The following is a 16,610-nucleotide window of genomic DNA, read 5'->3' on the forward strand; positions in this document are numbered from 1 at the left end:
CACGCGGCGCAGGTCCTCGACGGCCTGCTCCCCCGCGGTGCGCGCGTCGAGCGCCGCCCGCAGCCGGGCGCCCTGCTCGGAGACTCGGCGGCGCAGCTGCTGGTACTCGGCGTCGCGGTGGTCCCCCGCCGTGCGGGCCTGCGCGCGGGCCTCCGTGAGCTCGCTCCGGAGGCGTTCGAGCTCCACGGTCAGCTTGTCGACGCGCGACAGCGCCTCGTCGCGCTCGGCGCGCAGCTCGACGACATCACCACGACGCGCGGCGGCCGCCACCGCCTCACCGGCCGACGCGTGGCCCTGCAGCACCGCGGCCGCGGCGGCGGTCAACGGGTCGTCGCTCGCGGGCACGAGCTCACCCGGGCGGTGCTCGTCCCACCACGCCACGACGGCCGTACGGAACACCGGCGAGCCCTCCAGCTCGTCCATCAGCGCCGGGCCCGCGAGCTTGGCCCGTTTGGCCTGGGTGAACCGCGCGAACCGGCGCAGCGGCACCGGCACCTCGCCGGGCTGCATGCCGCCGACCGCGGTGGCCGCCAGGTCGGCGAGCCTGCCGCGCACGGCGTCGGGCAGGCGCGACCAGTCGACCGGCACGGCCGCGCCGGCGGACACCGCGTCGTCCGGCTCGACCTCGGCCGGGACGGCGTGGACCCCGTCGGGGGATCCGGGCGAGCCGGCGGGCATCGCGGACATCGCACCAGGTTACGTGCGTTCACGCCGTTGCACCGACGACTCGGCGTCGGATGCCCCGGATCGAGACCGAACGATTCTGTCGGTGAGCGTCGATAGCGTGCGGCACCGTGACCGCTCCCCGGCCCGCACGATCACCGCAGCTGTCGTTCGACGAGCTGGGCACGCCGCTGCGCGAGGTCACGTTCGTCGTGCTCGACCTGGAGACCACGGGCGGCGCCCCCACCACCGACTCCATCACCGAGGTCGGGGCGGTGAAGGTGCGCGGCGGGGAGCAGGTGGCCGAGCTCGCCACGCTCGTCGACCCCGGCACGGGCGTGCCGCCGCACATCGTGGCCCTCACCGGCATCACCACCGCGATGATCGCCGATGCGCCGCGCCTGCCCGCCGTGCTGCCCACGGTGCTGGAGTTCCTGCGCGGCTCGGTGCTGGTGGCCCACAACGCCCCGTTCGACGCCGGGTTCCTGCGCGCCGCGTGTGAACGGCACGGGCACGTCTGGCCCCGACCGCCGGTGCTGTGCACGGCGCGTCTCGCCCGGGCCGTCCTGAGCCGCGACGAGGCGCCCAGCGTCCGGCTCGGGGCGCTCGCGCAGCTGTTCGGCACGGCCACCACCCCGAACCACCGGGCGCTGTCCGACGCCCGCACCACGGTCGAGGTGCTGCACCGGTTGCTGGAGCGCGTGGGCAACCTGGGCGTCCAGAGCCTGGAGGAGCTGCTCGCGCTGGCCCGCGAGTCGGCCCCGCACCGACCCACCCAGGGGCAGCGCCAGAAGCGGCGACTCGCCGAGCACGTGCCGTCGGCGCCGGGGGTGTACCTGTTCCGCGGGCCGCGCGACGAGGTGCTCTACGTGGGCACCAGCGGCGACCTGCGACGGCGGGTGCGCAGCTACTTCACCGCGGGCGAGCGGCGCAGGCGGGTGCGCGACATGGTGGCGCTCGCCGAACGCGTCGACACGGTCGTGTGCGCCCACGCGCTCGAGGCGTCGGTGCGGGAGCTGCGGCTCATCGCCGCCCACCAGCCCCGCTACAACCGGCGGTCGCGAAACCTGCACCGCGGTTGGTGGGTCACGCCCACCACCGAGGCGTTCCCCCGACTGTCCGTGGTCGCCACGCCGCGTGAGGGGGCGTTCGGGCCGTTCCGTTCGAAGCAGGCGGCGGTCTCGGCCGTCGAGACGGTGCTCGATGCCGTGCCGCTGCGCCCCTGCACCCAGCGGATCCCGGCGCACGGGGCGTCGGCGTCGGCGTGCGCGCTGCACGAGATGGGGCGGTGCGCGGCGCCGTGCGCGGGCCTGCAGACGCCCGCCGAGTACGCCCCCGCGGTGGAGGCGGTGGCGCGTCTCGTCGCCGGTTCGGACGACGGGCCGCTGCGCAGGCTCGCCGCGGAGGTCGAGGCGCTCGGGGAGCAGCAGCGCTACGAGGTGGCCGCGCAGCGCCGCGACCGGCTGGCCGGGCTCGTGCTGGCCCTGGGCCGGGCACAGCGGCTCGCCACGCTGGCCGCCCTGCCCGAGGTGGTCGGGGCCCGTACCGACGGCCGGGGCGGCTGGGAGGTCGCGGTCGTGCGGTACGGGCGGCTCGCAGCCGCCGGGGTGGCCCGGCGCGGGGTGGCCCCGATGCCCGTCATCGACGCGCTGCGCCTCGGCGCACAGACCGTGCTGCCCGAGCGGGGGCCCCTGCGCGGGGCGCCGGCGGAGGAGGTGGGCCTGCTGCACCGCTGGCTGTCGAACGACGGCACCCGGCTCGTGTACAGCGACCCACCGTGGGCCGAACCCGCGTCGGGCGCGGGCTCGTGGGCGAGCTGGGCGGCGCGCGCCCGCCCCGTCGAGGTGGAGGTGGAGTTGGACTAGGGTCCGGGCGGCCGAGATGACCTACCCGAGGGAGCCGTCGTGATCACCGCGATCGTCCTGGTGCACACCGCCGCCGACCGCATCCCCGAGACGGCGCAGGCCATCGCGGACCTCGACGGAGTCAGCGAGGTCTACTCCTGCGCGGGCGACGTCGATCTCGTCGCCGTGGTCAAGGTCGCCCAGCACGAGCAGCTCGCCGACGTCATCGCGGGCCGGCTGAGCAAGATCGCCGGCGTGCAGCGCACCGACACGCACATCGCGTTCCGCTCGTACTCCCGCGCCGACACCGAGGCCACGTTCTCCGTCGGCCTGGACTGACCGGGCACCGATGCGGGCCGGGCGACCACTGCCCGGAACCGGTGCGCGGTGATCAGGCGGCGGTGGAGCGGAGGGTCGTGGACAGCTCCGCCCAGCGGGCCAGGAGGGCCTCGCCCGCACCGCTGTCGACGGCCTGGGCTGCGCGCTCCAGCGCGGCGGGGAACGCCCCGGCGAGGTCGGCCGCGGTGCCGTCGAACGCCAGGAGCGCGCCCGCGGCGTTGAGCAGCACGGCGTCGCGCACCGGCCCCCGCTCCCCGGCCAGCAGCGCGCGGAACACGGCGGCGTTGACGTCGGCCGCCCCGCCCCGCAGGTCCTCGCGGGTCGCGACGCCGATGCCCAGCGGGGCCGGATCGAACGTCTCCTGCCGCACCTCGCCACCGGCGACGACCCAGACGGTGCTGGTCGTGGTGGTGGTCAGCTCGTCGAGTCCGTCGTCGCCGCGCACCACGAGCACCGAGGCGCCGCGGCCGGCGAAGACCTCCGCGATCACGGGGGCGAGCCGCAGGTCCGCGCACCCGATCAGGGCGGCGGGCGGCTGCGCCGGGTTGGTCAGGGGCCCGAGGACGTTCATCGCCGTCGGCACCCCGAGCTCGCCCCGCACCGGACCGGTGTGACGCATCGACGGGTGGAAGACCGGCGCGAAGCAGAACCCGATGCCGGCCTGAGCCACGCACGCCGCGACCTGGGCGGGCGGCAGGTCGATGGCGACGCCCAGCGCCTCGAGCACGTCGGCGGCACCGCACGCCGAGGACGCGGCCCGGTTGCCGTGCTTGACCACCGGCGCCCCCGCCGCCGCGGCCACGACGGCCGCCATCGACGAGATGTTGACGGTGTGGGCCTGGTCCCCACCGGTGCCGACGATGTCGAGCGCCCGCCCCGGCACGGTGACGCGGTTGGCGTGGCTCAGCATCGCCTCGGCGAGGCCGGCGATCTCCGTGGCGGTCTCGCCCTTAGAGCGCAGGGCGACCAGGAAGGCACCGAGCTGGGCCGGGGTGGCCTCGGCCTGCAGCGCGCGGTCCATCACCCAGGCGGTGTCGGCCGCGTCGAGATCCTCGTGGCGGATCAGCCGGGCGAGGACCCCGGGCCAGGTCTGCGCAGCGCCCTTGGATTCGGCGGATTCGGCGGAGCCGGCCACCCTCCTCAGCCCCGGACGGCGGGCAGCTCGCCTGCCCGCGACCGGCGCAGGACGTCGGCGACGGTCTCGGCGGCGGTGAGGGGGTCGAGCGGGTGCACGAGCACCGCGTCGGCCTGCGACCACGTGGCGAGCCACCGGTCGTCGCGCCTGCGGACGGTGACGATGATCGGCGGGCAGTCGTCGATCTCGTTCTTGAGCTGACGGGAGACGCCCATGCCGCCGGTGGGCTGTGCCTCGCCGTCGAGGATCGCGAGGTCGATGCCACCGGCGTCGGCCGCGGCGATCACCTCCGCGATGCCGCCGGCCTCCACGAACCTCACGCGCCCGAGATCGGGCGCGGGGCGGCGTCCGACGGCCATCGTGATGGCCTCACGGACCTCGGGGCGATGGCTGAAGACGAGCACGGTGAGGGTCTCGGCTGCGACAGGGCTGCTCACGGCCCGCACTGTAGTGGAACTCTCCCGGGCCCCCGACCGTTGGTGGAGCGGAGCGTGACGCGCGTCCGGGTATCCCGACAGGCTGTAGAAGTTGGTCGGGGGTCATAATGCCCGAGTGACGACAGCGGCTCCCAACATCAGCGGGCGGATCCACTCACTGAACCGCCCCAACCTGGTCAGCGTAGGAACAATCATCTGGCTGTCCAGCGAGCTGATGTTCTTCGCCGGGCTGTTCGCGATCTACTTCACCGCGCGCGCCCAGAACCCTCCTGGCAACACGTGGCCACCTGCGCCGACGCAGCTGGACGTGCCCTACGCGCTGGTGGTGACGATCGTCCTCGTGGCGTCGTCGTTCACCTGCCAGTTCGGCGTGTTCGCAGCCGAGCGCGGCGACGTGTTCGGCCTCCGGCGCTGGTACCTGCTGACGCTGCTGATGGGCACGATCTTCGTGCTCGGCCAGGCCAACGAGTACCGGACGCTCGTCGAGGAGGGCACCACGATCCCCTCCAGCGCCTACGGCACCGTGTTCTACCTGGCGACCGGCTTCCACGGCCTGCACGTCATCGGTGGCCTGCTCGCGTTCATCTTCCTGATCATCCGCACCAAGCTCAGCAAGTTCACGCCCGCCCAGGCCACCGCCGCGATCGTCGTGTCGTACTACTGGCACTTCGTCGACGTGGTGTGGATCGGCCTGTTCGCCACCATCTACTTCATCCGCTGACCGCCGCCACCTGCCGCCGATCGCAAGGGCTGAGAAGACGCAGACGATGACCACCACATCTCCCCCGAGGCCACCCGCATCCTCGCCGCGTGGCCCGCGCACCCGCTTCCGCCGCAGGCTGGCCGGCGCTCTCGCTCTGGGCATCGGACTGCTCACCGCGGGCGTCGGTTACACCGTCCTCACGCCGACGGCCCAGGTCGCCCAGGCCCAGGGCGACGCCGCGCTGATCGCGAAGGGTCAGCAGCTCTACAACAACGCGTGCATCTCCTGCCACGGCGCCAACCTGCAGGGCGTGCAGGACCACGGTCCGAGCCTCGTCGGCGTCGGCGACGCGGCGGCGTACTTCCAGGTGTCCACGGGCCGCATGCCGCTGGCGCGCCAGGAGGCGCAGGCCGTGCGCAAGCCCACGCTCCCGCAGTTCAACCCGGAGACCGACGAGGGCAAGGCCAACCTCGACGCCCTGGGCGCGTTCATCCAGTCCAACGGTGGTGGCCCCACCGTCCCCGCGGTCACCGGTGCGGCCCTGCGCGGCCCCGACCCGGCGCGCGGCGGCGAGCTGTTCCGGCTCAACTGCGCCTCCTGCCACAACTTCACCGGCCGTGGCGGTGCGTTGTCGTCAGGCAAGTTCGCACCACCCCTGGACCCGGCGTCGGAGGAGCAGATCTACGCGGCCATGCTCTCCGGCCCCCAGAGCATGCCCAAGTTCTCCGACCGGCAGCTCGCGCCGGCCGAGAAGGAGGACATCATCGCCTACATCAAGTCGGTGAGCGGCGACAACAACAACCCCGGTGGTAACCCGCTGGGCAGCATCGGCCCGGTGTCCGAAGGCCTCGTCGCCTTCATCGTGGGCCTCGCCAGTCTCATCGGTGTCGCACTGTGGCTGGGAGCGAAGTCATGAGCATCTCCGAGCACCCCGGATCGGGCCACGCCGGATCGGGCCCCCGGACGCCCACGCCGGCCGAGCTCGAGGACATGACGCCCGACCAGCTCGCCCGCCTCGCGGCCGAGCTCGACGACGTCGAGATCGTCCACAACGCCAAGAAGTTCCCGGTCCCCGGCACGCGCGCGGAGAAGCGTGCGGAGCGCTCGGTGGCCCTGTGGTTCGCCATCGCGACGATCGCGGGCATCGCGTTCCTCGGCTTCTACCTGTTCTGGCCGTTCGAGTACAAGGCACCGGGCGACCCCGGCTACCTGGCCTACGCGCTCTACAACCCGCTGGTCGGCGGCACGTTCGGCCTCTCGGTGCTGGCGCTGGGCGTCGGGATCATCGCCTACGTCAAGAAGTTCTTCCCGGACGAGGTCTCGGTCCAGCAGCGCCACGACGGCCCGTCCGACGAGATCTCGCGCAAGACCGTGCTCGCCCAGCTGGCGAAGGCCGGTCAGGACACCGGCATCGCGCGCCGCTCGCTGATCAAGCGCTCGGCGGGAGCCGCGGCCGGCATCTTCGGCCTCGGGCTCGGCATCGCCGCGATCGCGCCGCTGGTGCGCAACCCGTGGAAGGGCGGCCCGAAGGCCGCGCTGTGGACCACCGGCTGGGCCCCGAACTTCCCGGGCGAGGTCGTCTACCTGCGCCGCGACACGGGCGTCGCCGACGAGATCTCGCTGGTGCGCCCCGAGGACCAGGATGCGGGCTCGATGGAGACGGTGTTCCCGTTCCGCGAGTCCGAGCGGGGCAACGCGGAGGCGCTGGGCGCGGCGCTGCGCCGCTCCGACAACCCCGTGATGCTCATCCGGCTGCGTCCCGGCACCCCGGTGATCCAGCGCGCGGGCCGGGAGACCTTCCACTACGGCGACTACTACGCCTACTCCAAGGTGTGCACGCACCTGGGCTGCCCGACATCACTGTTCGAGGCACAGACCAACCGGATCCTGTGCCCGTGCCACCAGTCGCAGTTCATCGCCACGGAGTACGCCAAGCCGGTGTTCGGTCCCGCAGCGCGCGCACTGCCCGAACTTCCGATTACTGTGAACAACGAGGGCTACTTCGTCGCCAGGAGCGACTTCGCCGACCCCATCGGTCCGGCCTTCTGGGAGCTGGGGGGGAACACATGAGTTCCATCACGACGCCGACCACGTCCGGTGGGGGGCTCGCGGCCAAGGCCGGTGAGGCCCTCGACGAGCTGGACCAGCGCTTCCACCCCGCGGCGGGGATGCGCAAGCAGTTCAACAAGGTCTTCCCGACGCACTGGTCGTTCATGCTCGGTGAGGTCGCGCTCTACAGCTTCATCGTCCTGCTGCTCACCGGTACGTACCTGGGCCTGTTCTTCGACCCGTCGATGGTCGAGGTCACCTACAACGGGCCGTTCACCAACCTGCGCGGCCTCGGGATGAGCCAGGCCTACAACAGTGCGCTGCACATCTCGTTCGAGGTGCGCGGCGGCCTGTTCGTCCGCCAGGTTCACCACTGGGCGGCGCTGCTGTTCGTCGCCGCGATGTTCGCGCACATGTTCCGCACCTACTTCACCGGTGCGTTCCGCAAGCCCCGCGAGACCAACTGGGTCATCGGCGTCGTGCTGATCCTGATCGGCACGTTCGAGGGCTTCAGCGGCTACTCCCTTCCGGACGACCTGCTCTCCGGCACCGGCCTGCGCATCGCCTCGGGCATCACTCTCTCGGTACCGGTGATCGGCACCTGGACGCAGTGGGCGCTGTTCGGGGGCGAGTTCCCCGGCACGGAGATCATCCCGCGGCTCTACATCATCCACGTGCTGCTGCTGCCCGGCATCCTGCTGGCGCTGATCGCCGTGCACGTCGGGCTGGTCTGGTACCAGAAGCACACCCAGTTCCCGGGCCAGGGCCGCACCGAGAACAACGTCGTCGGCGTCCGCATCCTCCCGGCCTTCGCGGCCAAGGGCGGCGCGTTCTTCGCGGTGTTCGTCGGCGTCATCGGCCTCATGGGCGGGCTCTTCCAGATCAACCCGATCTGGAACTTCGGGCCCTACAACCCCGCGCACATCTCGGCGGGGTCGCAGCCCGACTTCTACATGGGCTGGTCCGACGGCATGGCCCGCCTGTTCCCGGCGTGGGAGCTCGTGCTGGGCAACTACCGCATCCCGGCCACCTTCTGGGCCACCGCGTTCTTCCTGCCGGTCATCTTCGTCCTCGCCGGCGCCTACCCGTCGATCGAGCGGAAGTTCACCAAGGACAACGCGCGGCACAACCTGCTGCAGCGCCCGCGTGACGTTCCCGTCCGCACCTCGCTCGGGGTCATGGGCATCGCGTTCTACATGGTGCTGCTGATCAGCTCGGCCAACGACTGGTTCGCGTACTTCTTCAACATCTCGCTCAACGCCACCACGTGGATGGGCCGGATCGGGTTGCTGATCCTGCCGCCGATCGCCTACTGGGCCACCTACCGGCTCTGCCTGGGCCTGCAGCGCAGTGACCGTGCGGTACTCGAGCACGGCATCGAGACCGGCATCATCAAGCGGCTGCCGCACGGCGAGTTCATCGAGGTGCACCAGCCGCTGGCCGGGGTCGACGCCCACGGGCACCCGATCCCGCTGGCCTACCAGGGCGCCCCGGTGCCCAAGAAGATGAACCAGCTGGGCATGGCGGGAGCACCGGTCACCGGTTCCCTGCTCAAGCCCGACCCGGTCGTCGAGACCGCCGCACTGGCCAAGGGCCGGGCGGAGGAGGCGGCCGCGGAGAACGAGCTGCACCGCGGTTCCGAGCAGCGCGAGCTGGAGCAGGCCGGACGTCCCGACGGTGGTCGCCCGAAGGACATCACCGACTGACGCCCCACCCGCACGTCGACGAAGGCCCCGCCGGTCAGCCGGCGGGGCCTTCGTCGTGCCGGGGCCGGTACAGGACCGCGGCCGCCACGACGAGGACCGCCATGAACAGCAGCAGGTAGGCGTCGGGGAGCAGCGAGATCAGGCCGGTCGACGGGATGGGGCCCACGCCCGCGCCCGGCAACGCGGTGACCACCGCGACGGTCGGGACGAGTACGCCGGCGAGCAGCCACGCAGCGGCCCGGGCACCCTCGACCGCCCGCCATCCCAGCGCCACCACGAGCGGCACGACCCACACCCAGTGGTGCGACCACGAGAACGGGGCGACGGCCGCCGAGCACAGGCCGCACAGCGTCACGGCGAGCACCTCCTCCCCCACCCGGTGCGCCCGCGCCGCCAGGACGAGCGTGACGGCGACGAGGAGCACCGCGCCGGCCACGTAGACGGGTGTGGCAGCCGGACCGGCCACGCGGGCCACGAGGCCGTTCAGGGAGTGGTTGGAGGCACCCGCGACGTCGGAGATCCGGTCGGCGGCGGCGAACGTGCCGCGCAGCCAGTAGACGGCGGAGTCGTCCGGGTCGACGAGGAAACCCAGCCCGGCGGCAGCGACGAACGTGCCGAGCGCCGTCGCCGCGGCGCGGAACCGCCGCGTCACCAGCAGGTAGGCCACGAACAGCAGCGGCGTGAGCTTCAGCGCCGCCGCGAGCCCGATCCCCACGCCACGCCACCGGCTCTCCCGGCGGCCGAGGAGGTCGCCGACCACGAGCGCCATCACCAGGACGTTGATCTGGCCGAGATAGAGGGTGGTGCGCACCGGGTCCAGCCAGGTCGCCAGCGCCACGAACGCGACCGTGGCGAGCAGCGGCCCCGGTCGGCTGCGGTGCACCACGTAGCCGAGCAGCAGCAGCGTCAGCGCCGTCCACACCGCCTTCAGCACCCCGACGGGCAGCAACGACAGCGGCACGAACAGCAGCGCCGCGAACGGCGGGTAGACGAACGGCAGGGTGAGCAGCACGCCGCCGGCGTAGAGCGGGCGGCCGTGCAGCACGTGCTCGCCACCCGCGGCGTAGACCTGCAGGTCGATGAGCAGCGTGTGGGCGGCGGGCCAGACCGCGAGCACCAGGGCGTGACCGGCCAGTGCCAGCATGATCGCCGCGGCCGCCCACCGCCGGGCCGGAGTCGGACGCAGCCCGGTCAGCACCGGGCGCACGCTACCGGCGGTCGACGCCACCTCGTGGGTCCACCATGATCGTGGGCACGACGACGTGGAGGTGGCACGGATGCAGGTCGACGCGATGCTGCAGGGCACCAGGATCAGCGAGCTGGCCGCGGAGGCCCGCGGACGCGAGGCCGCGGGCTACGACGGGCTGTGGAGCTACGAGGCCGCCCACGACCCGTTCCTGCCGCTGATCCCGGTGGCCGAGCACACCGAGCGCCTGACGGTCGGCACGGCCATCGCGGTGGCCTTCGCACGCAACCCGATGTCGATGGCCTACGTCGCGCACGACGTCCAGGTGCACTCCGAGGGCCGGTTCCTGCTCGGGCTGGGCAGCCAGGTGAAGCCGCACATCGAACGGCGCTTCCAGATGCCCTGGGGCCACCCGGCGCCCCGGATGCGCGAGTACGTGCAGGCCATGCGGGCCATCTGGGCGGCGTGGGACGAGGGGGAGCGGCTGAACTTCCGCGGCGACTTCTACTCCCACACGCTCATGACACCGTTCTTCTCGCCCGAGCCGAGCCCGTGGGGGCCGCCGAAGGTGTACCTCGCGGCCGTCGGGGAGCACATGACACGGGTGGCCGGCGAGGTCTGCGACGGCCTCCAGCCGCACGCGTTCACCACCCCGCGGTACCTGCGCGAGCGCACGCTGCCGCTCGTGCAGGAGGGCCTCGCCGCGTCCGGCCGCACGCTCGGCGACTTCTCGATCAGCTTCTCCGGCTTCGTCGTCACCGGCCGCACGGAGGAGGAGATGGCCGCCGCCGCGACGGGCACGCGCGAGCAGATCGCGTTCTACGCCAGCACCCCGAGCTACCGCCCGGTGCTGGACCTGCACGGCTGGGGCGACCTGGGCGTCGAGCTCAACGCGCTCTCCCGCGGCACCGACGCCGACCGCTGGCGGAAGATGGGTGAGCTGATCGACGACGAGGTGCTGGGCACGTTCGCCGTGGTCGCCGAGCCCGAGGCGGTGGGCCCGGCGCTGCTGGAGCGCTACGGCGACATCGTCGACCGCTTCACCTTCTACGCCCCCTACGCCCACGACGAGACGGCGTTCGCCCCCGCGTTGGAGGTTCTGCGCAAGGCGGGATGACGCGCGTCGCAACGAGGCGGTGACCCGGCCGAAGGCCCGGACCGCGGGGGCGTCGAACGGCAGCGGCTCGAAGTCCGATTCGGCCTGCTGCAGCGCGGCCTGCCGGTCGGCCCGCTCCGGCTCCGACGACGCCACCGGTGGCCCGACCGGATCAGACCTCGTGACGCCAACTGTGCTGCGGCGCGTAGCCGAGTACGCGCCGGGCCTTGTCGATCGACAGCATCGTCTCGTGCTCGCCGAGCTCGCGGGTGACGTGCACGCCGGGGTAGACCTCGGCCGCGAGGTCGGCGCTGCGCCGCGACATCACGGTGTCGCCGTTCGCGATGATGAAGACGTCCGCCCCGGTCGTCTCGTGCTCCAGTGCCCGGCGCACGGCCTGCGCGCCGTCGCGGCCGTCGATGTAGCCCCAGAGGTTCCACCGGCGCAGCTGCGGGTCGGCGTCGAACGCGGGGAAGCCGGCGTAGTCGGCGACGTCCATGACGTTGGAGAAGCGCAGGCCGATCATCTTCAGGTCCGGCACCCAGCGGCAGAACTGCCGGGCCATCTCCTCCTCCAGCGTCTTGACCAGCGAGTAGGTGCTCTCCGGGCGCGGGGTGTACTCCTCGTCCACCGGGATGTAGGGCGGCGGGGTGTCGAAGGGCAGGCCGAGCACCGTCTCGCTGGAGGCCCAGACCACGTTGCGGACGCCGGCCGCACGGGCCGCGGCGAACACGTTGTAGGTGGAGGGGGCGTTGTTGGCGAACGTCGCGGAGTTGGTGGTCAGGCCCGGAGCAGGGATCGCGGCCAGGTGCACCACCGCATCCACGCCGTCGTGCCGGTCGTCGACACCCGCGAGCGCCTCGACCACCTGGCCGTAGTCGGTGAGATCCACCCGCACGAACGCGCCGGCGGGCGAACCCGGATCGGGCACGCGGTCGAGCGCCACCACCTGGTGACCGTGTTCCTGCAGGTCACGCACCACGTGGCGGCCGAGCTTGCCGCTGCTCCCGGTCACCGCAACTGTCGTCATGGGGTCTGCCTACCACTCCGGGGAGGTGCGGGCTGGCCCGATCCGGACGGCCACGCTATGGTCGTCGTCGTGCGCCCCCTCCTCGCCCTCGACGCGGCCGTACCGCCGCGCGTCGGCTGAGCCAGGCCGTCGGCGCGCTTCCTCCCCCTCATTCCGAGGCCTGGCTCGGGTCCCCACCGCCGTGGAACCCTTCTAGGAGCCGATCATGACTGTTCTGGACCACTCCCCCCGCACCACCTCCGGCTACGCCTTCCGCCTGCAGCGCCGCCACGAGATCGTCACCACCGGCGGCATGGAGGGTGTCCTGCGCGTCGGCGCGGCACTGCGCGCCTGCGGGTTCCCCGTCCGCGAGTTCGCGGTCGAGGTCCGCGACGGCGTCCCGTACAGCTCCGTCACCTGCACCGTCTCGCTGACGAGCGCCGAGTCCGACTCGTTCGCCGCCCGCATCGGCGCCCTCGACGAGGTCGTCGCGGTCGACCCCCGCTGAGCGGGCCTCGGCGCGCTCCTAGAGCCAGGCCGGGTCGACGTCCAGCGTGGTGCGGTCCAGGCTCTCCAGCAGCGCGAACTGCGGGCCGGTGCGGGGCAGCTCGTGGCGGAAGAAGTACTGCGCGGCGGCGCGCTTGCCCGCGTAGAAGTCGCCCTCGCGGTCGCCTGCGGCGACGAGCTGCTCCAGCCAGATCCACGCCATCACGACATGGCCGACGGCCTCGAGGTAGACCGACGAATTGGCCAGCGTGACGGCCGGGTCGCCCGCCGACCAGAGCGCCCGGGTCACCTCCTCGACGCGCGTGACGGCCGTGGCGAGCGCGTCGGCCTGCTCGGTGAGGCCTGCCGTGCGGGCCCGCCCGACGGTGGCGGTGAGCGTCCGCAGCAGCAGGGTGAGGCCCGCTCCGCCGCCGATGACCACCTTGCGGCCCAGGAGATCGAGGCCCTGGATGCCGTGCGTGCCCTCGTGGATCGGGTTGAGCCGGTTGTCGCGGTAGAACTGCTCGACGGCGTACTCGCGCGTGTAGCCGTAGCCGCCGTGCACCTGGATGGCGAGGTCGTTGGCGGCGAGGCACCACTGCGACGGCCAGCTCTTCGCGATCGGCGTGAGCGTGTCGAGCAGCAGATGGGCCTGCGCGCGCCCCTCCTCGGTGGCCGCGGTGCGCTCCTCGTCGAGCAGCCTCGCGCAGTAGAGGATCAGCGCCACCGCACCCTCGGCGTAGGACTTCTGGGCCAGCAGCATCCGCGCGACGTCCGGGTGCTCGATGATCGGCACCGGCGGCCCGCCCTTGGCGGTGGGGGGACGGCCCTGCGTGCGGGTGCGGGCGTAGTCCAGGGCGTGCAGGTAGCCGGTGTAGCCCAGGGCGGCCGCTCCCCCGCCGACGCCGACGCGCGCCTCGTTCATCATGTGGAACATCAGCGCGAGCCCCTGGCCCGGCTCGCCCACGATGTGGCCGACCGCCCCGGCCTCGCCGCCGGGGGTGTGCTTGCCCTCGCCGAAGTTGAGCAGTGTGTTGACGGTGCCGCGGTAGCCCATCTTGTGGTTCACCCCGGCCAGCACGACGTCGTTGCGCTCCCCGTCCGCGCCGTCTGATCCGGGGAGCACCTTGGGCACCACGAACAGCGAGATCCCCTTGACGCCGGCCGGACCGCCGGGGATCTTGGCCAGCACCAGGTGGACGATGTTCTCGCTCAGGTCGTGGTCGCCGCCGGAGATCCACATCTTGTTGCCGGACAGCCGGTACGTGCCGTCGTCGCGAGGCTCGGCTCGGGTGGTGATGTCGGCCAGTGACGACCCCGCCTGCGGCTCGGACAGGCACATCGTGCCGAACCAGCGACCCTCCACCATCGGTCCGACGTACGTCGCGATCTGCTCGGGCGAACCGTGGGCGAGCAGCAGGTTGGCGTTGGCGATGGTGAGGAACGGGTACGCGGACGTCGCGATGTTGGCGGCCTGGAACCACAGGAAGCACGCCTGCGCCACGGTCTGCGGCAGCTGCATCCCGCCCACGGACTCATCCATGGCCGCACCGGTGATGCCGGTGCCGGCGAACACGCGCAGGGCCGCCGCGACCTCGGGGATCATGTGGACACGCTCGCCGTCGAACCGCGGCTCGTCGAGGTCCGCCGCCCGGTTGTGCGGGGCGAACTGCTCTTCGGCCACCTGCTCGGAGAGCTCCAGCACGGCGTCGAACGTCTCGCGCGAGTGCTCGGCGAACCGCTCCCGCTTCGTCAGCGCCTCGACGTCGAGCCACTCGTGGAGGAGGAAGTCCAGATCCCGACGCGACAGCAGCAGTGAGCGCACGCCGTCGAGGCTAACCCGCGGCCACACCGTGGGCGTGCTCCAGCATCTCGGCCATGTCCGACACCTTCACGCGCTCCGCCTCGCGCAGTCCGCCGCGGCGGACCTCCTCGGCGTCCAGGCGCAGCCACGCCGTCCAGTCCACCGGGCGGACGCCGTACTCGGCCAGCGCCGCCCGCAGCGACTCCGGCTCCGGGTGCGGCGGGACGGGGAGCTCCGGCAGGTCCTCCAACAGCGCGGTGACCGTCTCCAGCGCGTCGCCCTTGTTGGTGCCGATGACGCCGGTGGGGCCGCGCTTGATCCAGCCCGTCACGTAGGAGCCGGCCACCGGCACGCCGCCCTGCACGACCCGGCCGGCCTCGTTGGGGACGGTGCCGGTGCGCTCGTCGAAGGGCAGGCCGGCGATCGGCTCGGCGTCGTAGCCGATGGCGCGCACGACGAGGCCGACGTCGAGTGTCTCCTCCTCGCCGGTGCCGACGACGCGGTCCCCCTCGATCCGGTTGCGCTCCACCACCACACCGGAGACCCGGCCGTTCTCCCCCACCAGCCGGACGGGGCTGCGCAGGAACCGCAGGTGCACCCGCCGCGGACGGCCCGTCGGCTCGTTGCCCGCCCACTCGGTGAGCATCGCGAGGTTCTGCTTCTGCCGGCGGTCGTCGGGCTCCTCGACGCCCGCGGCCAGCAGCCCGTCGTCGTGCACGATCACGTCGGCGTTCGCCAGATCGCCGATCTGGCGCAGCTCCGCCGGGGTGAACCGGACGTGCTGGGGGCCGCGGCGGATGAGGATGTGGATGTCGGTGACGGCGCTGCCGCGCAGCACGTCGAGCACATCGTCGGGGATGTCGGTGAGCGCCATCTCGTCGGGCGTCCTGGCCAGCACGCGCGCGACGTCGAGCGCCACGTTGCCCGCCCCGACGACCGCGACGCCGGGGTGGTCGAGCACCGGGTCCAGGCCGGTGAAGTCGGGGTGGCCGCAGTACCAGCTGACGAACGCGCCGGAGCCCAGCGAGCCGTCGAGCTCCTCACCGGGCACGCCGAGCCCGCGGTCGACCGAGCTGCCGGTGGCGTGCACGACGGCGTGGAAGTGCTTGCGCAGCTCCTCCAGCGGGATGCCGCCCTCCCCCACGCGGACGCCGCCGAGGAACTCGACCTCGGCCGGGTCGAAGGGCTTCTGCAGGACCCGGATGACCGACTTCATCTTCACGTGGTCGGGCGCCACGCCGTATCGCACGAGACCGTAGGGCGCGGGCAGCCGGTCGAGCACCTCGACGCTGACGGGCTGCTTCGACGCGAGCAGCGCCGCGGCGGCGTAGAGGCCGGACGGACCGGCGCCGATCACTGCGATGCGGTACTGGCCCTGCGCCATGCGTCGTCTCCTACTGTGGTGGTGGTGGTGTCCGATCCTGCCCGGCGCCGTGGCCGCGGGCGAGCAGCGGTGCGCGTGTGCGGAACGCTCAGCTGCCGTCGCCCAGCGGCGCGAACCGTGGCGGCCGCTTCTCCATGAAGGACGCGAGCCCCTCGCGCAGGTCCGGGCCGCCGATGAACCGGTCGACGTTGCCGTGGGACCGGGCGAGCGCGTCGTCGAAGGAGCTGTCGAGGTCCTCGCGCACCTGGCGGGCGATCACCGACATCGCCGCCGGGCTGCAGTTGCGGGCGAGGTCGCGCGCGTACTCCTGGGCAGCGGTCAGCACCTCGTCACGCGGGACGACCCGGCTCACCAGCCCCATCGCCTTGGCCTCGGCAGCGTCGAACGTACGACCGGAGAGCAGCAGGTCCATCGCGTTCTCGACGCCGACCAGGCGCGGCAGCATCCAGGAGATGCCGTACTCCGCGGCGAGACCGCGGCGGGTGAACGAGGTGGCGAACTTCGCGGTGTCGGCCGCGAACCGGACGTGGCAGAACAGCGCGTGCACGAGGCCGACGCCCGCGCAGGCCCCGTTGACGGCCGCGATGATCGGCTTCGGGAAGTCCCGTGGCACCTCGACCGTCAGATGCGGCAGCGACGCACCCTCCCGGGCGAGGTCGCCGAGGTTCGCGGTGTCGGCACCGGGGCAGAACGTGCTGCCGGCGCCGGTGAGCACCACGGCACGCACCGCCGGATCGGCGGCCGCCGCCGTCAGACGGGCGTAGTAGAC

The 16,610-nt window shown here is 72.6% G+C and carries 15 protein-coding genes and 1 pseudogene; 8 read left to right on the forward strand and 8 right to left on the reverse strand.

Going from position 1 to position 16,610, the window contains the following annotated elements; translation table 11 throughout:
* A pseudogene (locus JWR81_RS23345) lies at nt 1–687 on the reverse strand (RNA-binding protein); the annotation flags it as partial.
* Between the two features lie 107 nt (nt 688–794).
* On the opposite strand from JWR81_RS23345, the gene JWR81_RS23350 reads away from it, so the two are divergent.
* Nucleotides 795–2,528 carry a DEDD exonuclease domain-containing protein gene (locus tag JWR81_RS23350; RefSeq protein WP_297657043.1) on the forward strand — a complete coding sequence of 578 codons (1,734 nt, stop codon included), beginning with the start codon at nt 795–797 and terminating at the stop codon, nt 2,526–2,528.
* Between the two features lie 39 nt (nt 2,529–2,567).
* Nucleotides 2,568–2,846 carry an Lrp/AsnC ligand binding domain-containing protein gene (locus JWR81_RS23355; protein WP_297657046.1) on the forward strand — a complete coding sequence of 93 codons (279 nt, stop codon included), beginning with the start codon at nt 2,568–2,570 and terminating at the stop codon, nt 2,844–2,846.
* Between the two features lie 52 nt (nt 2,847–2,898).
* Here JWR81_RS23355 and trpD read toward each other — a convergent pair whose 3' ends face one another.
* Together trpD and JWR81_RS23365 are read right to left on the reverse strand one after the other, a co-directional pair.
* Nucleotides 2,899–3,981: an anthranilate phosphoribosyltransferase gene (trpD, locus tag JWR81_RS23360; RefSeq protein WP_297657049.1), complete on the reverse strand. Its 1,083-nt coding sequence runs from the start codon at nt 3,979–3,981 to the stop codon at nt 2,899–2,901.
* A gap of 5 nt (nt 3,982–3,986) precedes the next feature.
* Complete coding sequence (locus JWR81_RS23365) at nt 3,987–4,418, reverse strand: hypothetical protein (RefSeq protein WP_297657051.1); 432 nt, start codon at nt 4,416–4,418, stop codon at nt 3,987–3,989.
* Nucleotides 4,419–4,533: 115 nt separating this feature from the next.
* Between JWR81_RS23365 and JWR81_RS23370 the strand changes: the two genes are divergently transcribed.
* Genes JWR81_RS23370 through JWR81_RS23385 form a run of 4 tightly spaced genes read left to right on the forward strand, consistent with a single transcriptional unit; the run spans nt 4,534 to nt 8,876 of the window.
* Nucleotides 4,534–5,139, forward strand: coding sequence for a heme-copper oxidase subunit III (locus JWR81_RS23370; RefSeq protein ID WP_297657054.1), 606 nt, complete (start codon nt 4,534–4,536; stop codon nt 5,137–5,139).
* Nucleotides 5,140–5,185: 46 nt separating this feature from the next.
* On the forward strand, nt 5,186–6,037 hold the full coding sequence (locus JWR81_RS23375) for a c-type cytochrome (RefSeq protein WP_297657057.1): 852 nt from the start codon (nt 5,186–5,188) through the stop codon (nt 6,035–6,037).
* Nucleotides 6,034–7,191 (forward strand): ubiquinol-cytochrome c reductase iron-sulfur subunit, encoded by a 1,158-nt coding sequence (locus tag JWR81_RS23380; RefSeq protein WP_297657060.1) that lies wholly within the window; start codon nt 6,034–6,036, stop codon nt 7,189–7,191. The genes JWR81_RS23375 and JWR81_RS23380 overlap by 4 nt, the downstream gene beginning before the upstream one ends.
* Nucleotides 7,188–8,876 carry a ubiquinol-cytochrome c reductase cytochrome b subunit gene (locus JWR81_RS23385; protein WP_297657063.1) on the forward strand — a complete coding sequence of 563 codons (1,689 nt, stop codon included), beginning with the start codon at nt 7,188–7,190 and terminating at the stop codon, nt 8,874–8,876. Before JWR81_RS23380 ends, JWR81_RS23385 begins: the two co-directional genes overlap by 4 nt.
* 34 nt (nt 8,877–8,910) lie before the next feature.
* On the opposite strand, the gene JWR81_RS23390 is transcribed toward JWR81_RS23385, so the two are convergent.
* Nucleotides 8,911–10,074, reverse strand: coding sequence for a glycosyltransferase 87 family protein (locus JWR81_RS23390; RefSeq protein ID WP_297657066.1), 1,164 nt, complete (start codon nt 10,072–10,074; stop codon nt 8,911–8,913).
* 79 nt (nt 10,075–10,153) lie between these two features.
* Here JWR81_RS23390 and JWR81_RS23395 point away from each other — a divergent pair, with 79 nt between their 5' ends.
* Nucleotides 10,154–11,179 carry a TIGR03617 family F420-dependent LLM class oxidoreductase gene (locus JWR81_RS23395; RefSeq protein WP_297657069.1) on the forward strand — a complete coding sequence of 342 codons (1,026 nt, stop codon included), beginning with the start codon at nt 10,154–10,156 and terminating at the stop codon, nt 11,177–11,179.
* 151 nt (nt 11,180–11,330) lie between these two features.
* Here JWR81_RS23395 and JWR81_RS23400 read toward each other — a convergent pair whose 3' ends face one another.
* Nucleotides 11,331–12,188 carry an NAD(P)-dependent oxidoreductase gene (locus JWR81_RS23400; protein WP_297657072.1) on the reverse strand — a complete coding sequence of 286 codons (858 nt, stop codon included), beginning with the start codon at nt 12,186–12,188 and terminating at the stop codon, nt 11,331–11,333.
* A gap of 205 nt (nt 12,189–12,393) precedes the next feature.
* Between JWR81_RS23400 and JWR81_RS23405 the strand changes: the two genes are divergently transcribed.
* On the forward strand, nt 12,394–12,675 hold the full coding sequence (locus JWR81_RS23405) for a hypothetical protein (RefSeq protein WP_297657075.1): 282 nt from the start codon (nt 12,394–12,396) through the stop codon (nt 12,673–12,675).
* 18 nt (nt 12,676–12,693) lie between these two features.
* Here JWR81_RS23405 and JWR81_RS23410 read toward each other — a convergent pair whose 3' ends face one another.
* The 3 genes from JWR81_RS23410 to JWR81_RS23420 all read right to left on the reverse strand — a co-directional run.
* Entirely contained in the window at nt 12,694–14,478 is a 1,785-nt protein-coding gene (locus JWR81_RS23410; RefSeq protein WP_297657079.1) for an acyl-CoA dehydrogenase, read from the reverse strand.
* A gap of 10 nt (nt 14,479–14,488) precedes the next feature.
* Nucleotides 14,489–15,841 (reverse strand): FAD-dependent oxidoreductase, encoded by a 1,353-nt coding sequence (locus JWR81_RS23415; RefSeq protein WP_297657082.1) that lies wholly within the window; start codon nt 15,839–15,841, stop codon nt 14,489–14,491.
* A gap of 88 nt (nt 15,842–15,929) precedes the next feature.
* A partial coding sequence (locus JWR81_RS23420; RefSeq protein WP_297657085.1) for an enoyl-CoA hydratase-related protein occupies nt 15,930–16,610 on the reverse strand: 681 nt, incomplete at its 5' end.

This window comes from Pseudonocardia sp. (assembly GCF_025965585.1).
Taxonomy (GTDB): Bacteria; Actinomycetota; Actinomycetes; order Mycobacteriales; family Pseudonocardiaceae; genus Pseudonocardia.

Coding starts and splice junctions, on each gene's coding strand:
- JWR81_RS23375 (WP_297657057.1), top strand. CDS start 5,186: ATGACCACCACATCTCCCCCGAGGCCACCCGCATCCTCGCCGCGTGGC.
- JWR81_RS23380 (WP_297657060.1), top strand. CDS start 6,034: ATGAGCATCTCCGAGCACCCCGGATCGGGCCACGCCGGATCGGGCCCC.
- JWR81_RS23385 (WP_297657063.1), top strand. CDS start 7,188: ATGAGTTCCATCACGACGCCGACCACGTCCGGTGGGGGGCTCGCGGCC.
- JWR81_RS23395 (WP_297657069.1), top strand. CDS start 10,154: ATGCAGGTCGACGCGATGCTGCAGGGCACCAGGATCAGCGAGCTGGCC.
- JWR81_RS23400 (WP_297657072.1), bottom strand. CDS start 12,188: ATGACGACAGTTGCGGTGACCGGGAGCAGCGGCAAGCTCGGCCGCCAC.
- JWR81_RS23405 (WP_297657075.1), top strand. CDS start 12,394: ATGACTGTTCTGGACCACTCCCCCCGCACCACCTCCGGCTACGCCTTC.
- JWR81_RS23415 (WP_297657082.1), bottom strand. CDS start 15,841: ATGGCGCAGGGCCAGTACCGCATCGCAGTGATCGGCGCCGGTCCGTCC.